This is a genomic window from Streptomyces albipurpureus, assembly GCF_023701525.1.
Classification (GTDB): domain Bacteria; phylum Actinomycetota; class Actinomycetes; order Streptomycetales; family Streptomycetaceae; genus Streptomyces; species Streptomyces albipurpureus.
Genome location: NZ_JAMQAW010000085.1, coordinates 1 through 8,488, shown reverse-complemented (window position 1 = coordinate 8,488; position 8,488 = coordinate 1). Strand labels below are relative to the sequence as shown.

The window sequence follows — 8,488 nt, the reverse complement described above, 5'->3', positions numbered from 1 at the left end:
GCTGACCGGTGATCGGGTCCCACAACCGGACCGTCTTGTCACCACTCGCGGTGGCAAGGAGTCGGCCATCGGAGGAGAACGCCACCCCCCACACCGACCCGGTGTGTCCGGTGAGAGGCCTGCCGACGGGCTGACCGGTGGCCAGGTCCCACAACCGGACCGTCTCGTCAACGCTGGTGGTGGCGAGCAGTCGGCCATCGGGAGAGAACGCCACCCCAATCGCAGGGCGGGCGTGCCCGGTTAAGGTGATGGACAGGGACAGAGCGGTGTTCTGAGGAGTGGTGGGGAGCAGGCGCCGGGCGAGGGTGCTCAGCTGGTCAATCCACGATTCTGCCGGTGTCCGCTCATACAGCCGCACGGTCTTGTCGGTGCTGCTGGTGGCAAGGGTCAGGCCGTCGGGGGAGAACGCGACCCCCCACACGGTGTCTGTGTGTCCGGTGAGGGGTTGGCCGACGGGCTGGCCGGTGGCCGGGTCCCACAACCGCACGGTCTTGTCGTCGCTGGTGGTGGCGAGCAATCGGCTGTCAGGGGAGAACGCCACCCCGAGCACCGGGCCGGTATGTCCGATGAGGGGTTGGCCGCTGGGTCGGCCGGTGGCCGGGTCCCACAACCGCACGGTCCGGTCCGTGCTGGTAGTGGCGAGCAGCCGACCGTCAGGAGAGAACGCCACCGCGAACACCGTATCCGTGTGTCCGGTGAGGAATCGGCCGCTGGGCTGGCCGGTGGCCGGGTCCCACAACCGCACGGTCCGGTCCGTGCTGGTAGTGGCGAGGAGTCGGCCATCGGGGGAGAACGCCACCCCCAGCACCGGGCCGGTATGTCCGGTGAGGGGTCTGCCGAGGGGTTGGCTGGTGGCCGGGTCCCACAGCATTACTGTCACCTCGCTGGTGGTGGCGAGGAGTCGGCCATCGGGGGCGAACGCCATCTCCTGCACCGGGCCGACGGGCACGGTGAGGGGTACACCAGCGGACTGACCGGTGGCCGGGTCCCACAGCCACACCTTGTCGTCGCTGGCGGTGGCGAGGAGTCGGCCGGTGGGGGAGAACGCAACGCGGTGTCCGACGAGAGGCCGGCCGACGGGTTGGCTCGTGGTCGGGTCCCACAGCATTACCGTCACCCCGCCCGCGGTGGCGAGGAACCGGCCGTCGGGAGAGAACGCCACCCCGAGCACCTGTTGAGCATGCCCGGTCAGGGATTTCGTGAACCGGTACTGATCGGCGGGCTCCGGCTCGGGAAGTGTCTCGTCCTGTTCCGGGCTCTTCTCCTGTGGTGGGGGTGCGGTGGTCTCGGCTTGCGGGGGTGGGGTCTGGTCGGCGGGTGGGCTGGGAGTTCGACCGGTGCGGGCGGTGGTGATGGCCTGCCAGCGGTCGGCCCACACGTCCAACTCCGCCGAACCGTAGCCCGGAGGGTCGCATGGCCTGCTGTATCGGTCCCAGGAAAGGAGGGTACGCACCAGCCACAGCAGCCGGTCCTGACTGCTGTAGCCGCCTTTGAACAGGCTGCTCTGCGTCCCGATCGACAGGGACACCTTCTCCTCGGCGAACAACGCCAGAGCCCGCTTCTCAATCGTCCGCAACGACGGGTTCCCCACCCGAACCTTCAAGTCCTTGAGGGCCGCGGCCTGCTCCGCCAGCAGTTCCTCGCCACTCTTTGACCCCTCGTACGCCATCACTGACCCGCCCCCCGGGTATCGCATGTCGGGCCACGCTATGCCAGCCCCGCGTACACAGTCCTGAACTCTGCTGAACGACCCTGAACACCACCGGGACACCAGGGCGGTGTTCAGCCGTGTAGATCCCTGTACAGCGGCCCCTCGATCGTGCTCAGAAGCGTCCGCGCTTGTTCGATACGGGCAGGTCAGGGCCCTGAAGCGCGCACAGTCGAGCCATGAGTACAACACCGAACCAGCAGCCCGAACGACCTCCGTCCACCGAGCCTTTCCTGCCCCTGCACACCGCCGTCGTCCTACTCGCCGCACTCGTCGTCGGCCTCGTCATCGGATGGCTCACGGCACTCACCGGAGCCCCCGCGGCGACCGCCGTCATCTCGGGACTCACCGCCGCCGGCATCAGCACACCCACCCTGCGCTCCCTCATCCGATAGCCCCCAGGCCGTCCGAAGCCACGATGGCGACCCGGGCGGCCACCGGTGCGGCCGTCCGTCGGCGAATCGGTCGCTGGACGGCCAGCGCGAGCACCCGGATCTGCCGATGGCCATCAGACAGGGGGTGGGGAAGGGGCGGGGATTGAGCCAGACGGGAGGAGGGCCGGGGGCTGGGGGGCGTACGCACGTTTGAGGGATTGCGGGACGGGCTAGGGTTCGCGACATGGTCTCCGAGCACTCAGCTGCCCAGATCCTCGTCGCGTCCAACCGCGGCCCCATCTCCTACACCCTGCGGGACGACGGGGCGCTCGACGCACGACGTGGAGGCGGTGGCCTGGTCTCCGGGCTCTCCGCCATTGGATCGGAGGCCGATGCCCTGTGGGTGTGTTCGGCACTCGGCGACGGGGACCGCGAGGCCGTCCGGCGCGGGGTCGGTGAGTCGGGCGTGCTGATGCTCGACATCGACGCCGACCTGCACGCCGATGCCTACAACGGCATCGCGAACTCGGTGCTCTGGTTCATCCACCACATGCTGTATCAAACCCCGCTGGAGCCTGTCTTCGACGATGAGTTCCGTCGGCAGTGGGGAGCGTACGAGAGTTACAACCGTGCCTTTGCCCAGGCCTTGGCCGACCGTGCGGGTGACGGTGCCGCGGTTCTTGTGCAGGACTACCATTTGGCGCTGGTGCCGGGGATGCTCCGGGCGTTGCGGCCCGATCTCAAGATCGGGCACTTCTCGCACACACCCTGGGCCCCGGTGGACTACTTCCGGTTGCTGCCCGATGACATCGCCAGCCAATTGCTGCGTGGACTCCTCGGCGCCGACCGCACCTGTTTCCTGACCCGCCGTTGGGCGGACGCGTTCGCCGACTGCTGTACGGAACTACTCGGCCCCGAGTCGTTGAAGGGCACCCGGATCGGAGTGCACGGGCTCGGCGCGGACGCCGACTTCCTCCGGGAGCGGGCGCACCGGTCCGATGTGGACGAGCGGATGGTCACCCTGCGCGGGGAGATCGGCCCGGCCGACCCTGCCGGCGCGGCTCGTCGCACGATTGTGCGCGTCGATCGCACCGAACTCTCCAAGAACATCGTGCGCGGTCTCCTCGCCTACCGCCAGCTGCTGCGTTCCCGTCCGGAGTGGCGCGAGCGGGTGGTGCACGTGGCGTTCGCCTACCCCTCGCGCCAGGACCTGGCCGTCTACCGCGAGTACACGGCGGAGGTGCAGCGGGTCGCCGATGAGATCAACGAGGAGTACGGGACCGCGGGCTGGACCCCGGTCGTGCTCCATGTGAAGGACGACTTCGCCCGCTCGCTGGCCGCGTACCGACTGGCGGATGTGGCGCTGGTCAACCCCATCCGGGATGGGATGAACCTGGTCGCCAAGGAGATCCCGGTCGTCTCGGAGCAGGGGTGCGCTCTGGTGTTGTCACGGGAGGCCGGGGCGTACGAGGAACTCGGTGAGGACGCGATCACGGTCAACCCCTACGACGTGGTCGGCACCGCGGACGCCCTGCACGAGGCCCTGACCATGCCGGCGGCCGAGCGCTCCCGGCGTACTGAGCGGCTTGCCGCCGCCGCGACGGCGCTACCGCCGCAGCGGTGGTTCCTCGACCAGTTGGAGGCGCTGCGCGAGGAGCGCTGACGACTGCGTGAACCGGGCCGCTAGAGGTTCTTCGCGAGGGCCGCGAGGAAGTCGACGACAGCATGCGGTCCGGGTAGCAGCAGATCCGCTCGTTCGGCCAGTTCGGGAACTTCTCTGCCACTGCACACCAGCAGGCCGGGCAGACCGTCCGAGCGAAGCTTCTCCACGGCTGCGAACGCGGGCAGGTCCCCGAGGTCGTCGCCCGCGTAGAGAACGGCTTCGGCATTCATCTCGTGGACGTACCCGGCGAGGGCGACGCCCTTGTCCATGCCGGGCGGCCGGATCTCCAGGACCATCCGCCCGGGCTCCAGAATGAGCCCGTGACGGGCGGCGAGGGTGGCCAGCGGCTCGCGCAACGCCTCGAAAGCGGCCTGCGGATCGTCGGCCCGGCGGGTGTGGACCGCGACCGCTTGGCCCTTCTCCTCGATCCAGGTGCCGTGCCAGGCGCCGACGCTGTCGAGGAAGCCCGGCAGTTCGGCGCGTACGTCTGCCACGCCCGGATGTGGGGCCGGGGTGCGTACGGTGCCGCTGATGGCGTCCCAGCGCTCGGAGCCGTAGTGCCCGAGGACCACGAGGTGGTCCAAGCCCGGTACGCCGGCGAAGCCTCCGTAGCGAACCGCCACTCCCGCCGGCCGACCGGTGACAACGGCGACGGAGGCGACCTTCGGGGCCAGTTGCGCGAGCGCGGGCACCGCGCCCGGGTGAGCGCGTGCCTGTTCGGGGTCGGGGACGATCTCGGCGAGGGTGCCGTCGAAGTCCAGTGCGACAACGGCCTTCTGCGGCTTGGCCAGGAGCGCGGCGAGACCATCACGGCCCGCGGGTGTCGACGGCGACGGCAGGGATTGCGCGTGCGGAGAGCTGCCCATGGGTCCGACCCTATCGGCGAGCGCGTTGTGCGTCTCTGATCCGACGGAGCCGATTGACGGTGACCGGGTCGTGGGCGAGGGCTCGCTCGTCGTCGAGCAGGGCGTTGAGTAGCTGGTAGTAGCGGGTGGGAGAGATGTCGAGGCCCTCTCGGATGGCCCTCTCCTTGGCGCCGGGGCCCGACCAGGAGCGTCGCTCCATGGCGAGGACGGCCCGGTCGCGCTCGGAGAGGGCGGCAGGGCCCAGGGGGGCGGCCTGGTTGTCGGTCATACGACCCAACCTAGCGGCGGACGCCTCCCCGGGCCCCTCGCCCCGGGTGTCCGGGAAGCCGAGGCGCTACCAGCGGGGCGCTCCCTACTCCAGCCCCTCCGCTTCGGTGGCCTTCTGGGCGATACCCTCCAAAACCTGCTGCGGGTTACCACCGGGTTTCACCGCATTGCCTATGTTTTGTTTGATCTCCTCGCTGACCACGGCCCAGGAGGTTTTATGGACCGGAGGCAGAACCGAGTGCGGAAGCTCATCGAGGAATTCCGTCAGGTTCTTGTGCTTGGGGTCCTGTGCCATCGCATCGGATGCGGTGATGGTCACCGGTAGCAGGTCGTTCTGGGCAGCGAATGCGAGAACGTTCTCGTCGGTGAAGAGAGTGTTCAGAAAAGTGCCTATCTCTCTTTGATGGCCATTCTGCTTGAAGCCCATGATCCAGTCGGCGACACCCATGGTGGCCTTCGGCCTTCCGGACCGGCCAGGCATGATCACCTTGCCCAGCTGAATACCGGCGGATTCCGCGGCCCTCATCAAGGAGGGGTGCCCGTTGAGCATGCCCACATCACCGCGGGTGAAGGCAGCGAACGCCTCCTTGCGGTTCAGCTTGCCGGGGGCCACCGGGCCGGTGAGCTTCGGATCGACCAGGTCGGACTTCAGCCACTCAAAGGCGGTGGTGTTCTCATGGGAGTCGATCGTGTAGCCACCGCCGGGATCGACATAGCCGTCGCTACCGGACCCGAGCATCCACATCATGGTCTCGGCCTGGGCCTCCTCGGGCCCCAACGGGAGCGCAAACGGGTACTCCACATCGGTGTTGTCCTTCAGCAGCTGCGCGGCTTGCCGCAACTCGCTCCAGTTTTCGGGAGGCTTGGCTATCCCGGCCTTGGCGAAGTGCTTCTTGTTGTAGAAGAGCAGTCGGGTTGAGGCGGCGAAGGGGAGCCCGTACTGGACGCCTCGCTGCTCGCCGGCGTCGACGAGCGGTGCCAGGAAGTTCGACTGGACAGGGACGGAAAGCAGGTCATTGGCGCTGTAGAGCTTGTCGTCGGCTGCGTAGTCGGCGTACGCACCGATCTGTGCGATGTCGGGGCCCTGGCCGGCCTTGACCATCTCGGCGACCTTGCGGTCCACGCTGGTCCAGGGCTCGATCTGGACGTCTACTTTGATGCCGGAGTGAGTTGATTCGAACTTACTGACGATATTGGCCCAGTATTTGCGGCTGCTCTGACCGCCGTTGACGTCATAGTCCGCGGCAACCAACTTGAGGGTCACCACACCGGGTTCCTCCGGTGCGGTACAGCCCATCAGGGTGATCGCCATGCCCAGTGCGGCTGTCGCCGCGGTCAGTCTAAAGAAGTGCCGTTGCACAGCTCTTCCCCCACTTTTGATACTGATGGCTTGGTTTACTCCGGTCTGCTCCCCGTAGCGCCCCCGTTTACGACCCCCGTGGCGCCCCCTCGCGACCCCATTGAGGTCCCAGAGATGAGCAGCGATTTTCCTCCATGCAACCTTCAATGGTCTACGCCCCCTGGTCTCACTTCTGCAACGTCTCTTCCGAAGGGACCTTTCAAAAAGATGTGCCTAGTGGGGCGGTCGTTGCCCGTGTGCGTGATGGGCTGCTAAGCACATATCGGCACGTCGTCGCTATCGCGGCTGAGTGCCGGTCCGAGAAGAGCATGTACATCGCTAGGAGCCATGCCACATGTCCCGCACCGCAACAGAGATAGCTACCCAGCCCATCTGCTGGCGACGAGCGGCAGAAACCGCCAAAACCTTCAACGGACTCCCTCAACCAGGCGAGCGAGTCGCCGTGACCGGCTGCGGAACGTCCTGGTTTATGGCAATCGCCTACGCAGCACTCCGGGAGTCGGCCGGCCTCGGCGAGACGGACGCCTTTGCGTCTTCCGAGTTCCCGGTGGGGCGGACGTACGACCGGGTCGTGGCCATCACTCGCTCCGGAACAACCACTGAAGTGCTGGAACTCCTCAACCGCCTCAAGGGCAGCGTCCCCACCCTGGCGCTGACTGCCGACCCCAAGACCCCCGTGATGGAAGCAGCCGACACGGTGGCGGTGCTGGACTGGGCCGATGAGGAGTCAGTGGTCCAGACCCGTTTCGCCACCACGGCGTTGGCGTTCCTCCGCGCGGGCCTGGGCGAGGTCCCCGGACTGAAGTCCATCGCGGAGGCCGCGGTCGACGCCGAACTGGCCGTCACGGAACCGCTCCCGGAGTCGGTACTTGGCGCTGAGCAGTGGACCTTCCTCGGCCAGGGGTGGACTTATGGACTGGCGCTGGAGGCGGGCCTGAAGATGCGCGAGGCGGCAGGAGCCTGGACGGAGGCCTACCCCGCGATGGAGTACCGCCACGGACCGATCGCCATCACCGGGCCGGGCCGGGTGGCGTGGGTGTTCGGCGAACTGCCGGCAGGACTCTCGGTCGATGTGGCCGGAGTCGGAGGAACCCTGGTGGCGAATCGGGGTGTCGACCCGCTGGCGGACCTGGTACGTGCGCAGCGGCTGGCCGTGCAACTGGCGGAGTCAAAGGGATACGACCCGGACCGCCCCCGCAACCTCACCCGAAGCGTGATCCTCCCCGGCGCCTGACCAGTTCTTGTCCCTGCTCCTGTCCCCGCCGGGGACAGGAGCAGGGACAAGAACCCACACAAACCTCAAGACCATGAAAGTAAGTTTCAGATGGCGCGCGGGGGTGTGCCCTGGTTTCTCCACCAGGCAGGGACCTGGGGGCTGGGGATGCACGTGTCGGTTGGGGGCGTGCAGGGTGTCCCCTGGCTCCTCCGAGGGACAGGTCCCCAGGGGGCAAGGGGATGCAAGTCTCGGCGCGGGGGGGCACCCAGGGGTCTCCCCTGGTTCCTCGACGGGGCAGGTACCCGGGGGCAAGGGGATGCAGGTTTCGGCTGGGCGCGGGCAGATCGTGTCCCCTGGTTCCTCGATGGGGCAGGGGCCTGGGGGCAGGGGGATGCAAGTGTCGGATGGGGGCGCGCAGGGGGTGTCCCCGGAAGCGATCGACGGCAAGACCCGCATGCCGGCTCGGAGTCGCTTCGGGCCGTCGACGCTGAGGAGTCACCCCCGATAGCACCCCCCAACCCACGCCAACACAGGCTCCCCAGCCCCAAGAACCAAGGCCTCACCCCGGGCAACCCCCACCAAAACAGGCCCCCGCCAGGAACCCACCTCAGCCCGTCCGGCGTTTGAGGACGGAACCCTCCACCCCGGGTGAGGACACCCGAGACGGGGGCGCCAACCCCAAGAACCAAGGCCTCGCCCCAAACACAGGCAACCCCTGCCAACACAGGCCCCGCCAGGAACCCACCCCAGGTGAGGACACCCAAGACAGGGACGTACAGCCCATGTACTCAGGGCCTCGACCACAGGCCCCCCGCCGAGGCAAACCCCCCAGCCAGGGGCAACCCCAGCCCGTCCGGCGATTGAGGACGGAACCCCCCACCCCGGGAGAGGACGCCCAACACAAGCACCCCCAGCCCAGGAACCAAGACCCCCAGCACCCAAGACCCCCAGAAACCAGCCCCCCTGAGGTTCCCCCGTTGTGTGGGGGTGGTTGGTTAGCTGGTCAGGGTGGGTTGGTGTGGTGTGGGTTTCGC

General features: G+C 67.8%; 7 protein-coding genes. 3 read left to right on the top strand and 4 right to left on the bottom strand.

Going from position 1 to position 8,488, the window contains the following annotated elements; translation table 11 throughout:
- The coding region (locus NBG84_RS36745; RefSeq protein ID WP_250924055.1) for a WD40 repeat domain-containing protein at positions 1 to 1,696 on the bottom strand (1,696 nt) is incomplete at its 3' end.
- A 191-nt stretch (positions 1,697 to 1,887) separates the two neighbouring features.
- Between NBG84_RS36745 and NBG84_RS36740 the strand changes: the two genes are divergently transcribed.
- Positions 1,888 to 2,103 carry a hypothetical protein gene (locus NBG84_RS36740; protein WP_250924054.1) on the top strand — a complete coding sequence of 72 codons (216 nt, stop codon included), beginning with the start codon at positions 1,888 to 1,890 and terminating at the stop codon, positions 2,101 to 2,103.
- Between the two features lie 223 nt (positions 2,104 to 2,326).
- The gene (locus tag NBG84_RS36735; protein WP_250924053.1) at positions 2,327 to 3,745 is read left to right on the top strand and encodes an alpha,alpha-trehalose-phosphate synthase (UDP-forming); all 1,419 of its coding nucleotides are present in this window, start codon (positions 2,327 to 2,329) and stop codon (positions 3,743 to 3,745) included.
- A 20-nt stretch (positions 3,746 to 3,765) separates the two neighbouring features.
- Here the strand turns inward: NBG84_RS36735 and otsB are convergent, their stop codons facing one another.
- The 3 genes from otsB to NBG84_RS36720 all read right to left on the bottom strand — a co-directional run bounded on the left by otsB (position 3,766) and on the right by NBG84_RS36720 (position 6,238).
- Positions 3,766 to 4,611, bottom strand: coding sequence for a trehalose-phosphatase (gene otsB / locus NBG84_RS36730; protein WP_250924052.1), 846 nt, complete (start codon positions 4,609 to 4,611; stop codon positions 3,766 to 3,768).
- 10 nt (positions 4,612 to 4,621) lie between these two features.
- A complete protein-coding gene (locus tag NBG84_RS36725) occupies positions 4,622 to 4,879 on the bottom strand; it encodes a DUF3263 domain-containing protein (RefSeq protein WP_250924051.1) in 258 nt (85 codons plus the stop codon).
- Between the two features lie 84 nt (positions 4,880 to 4,963).
- Positions 4,964 to 6,238, bottom strand: a complete 1,275-nt coding sequence (locus tag NBG84_RS36720) for an extracellular solute-binding protein (protein WP_250924050.1) — start codon at positions 6,236 to 6,238, stop codon at positions 4,964 to 4,966.
- A 334-nt stretch (positions 6,239 to 6,572) separates the two neighbouring features.
- Here NBG84_RS36720 and NBG84_RS36715 point away from each other — a divergent pair, with 334 nt between their 5' ends.
- On the top strand, positions 6,573 to 7,472 hold the full coding sequence (locus NBG84_RS36715; protein WP_250924049.1) for an SIS domain-containing protein: 900 nt from the start codon (positions 6,573 to 6,575) through the stop codon (positions 7,470 to 7,472).
- The last annotated feature ends 1,016 nt before the right edge of the window (positions 7,473 to 8,488 follow it).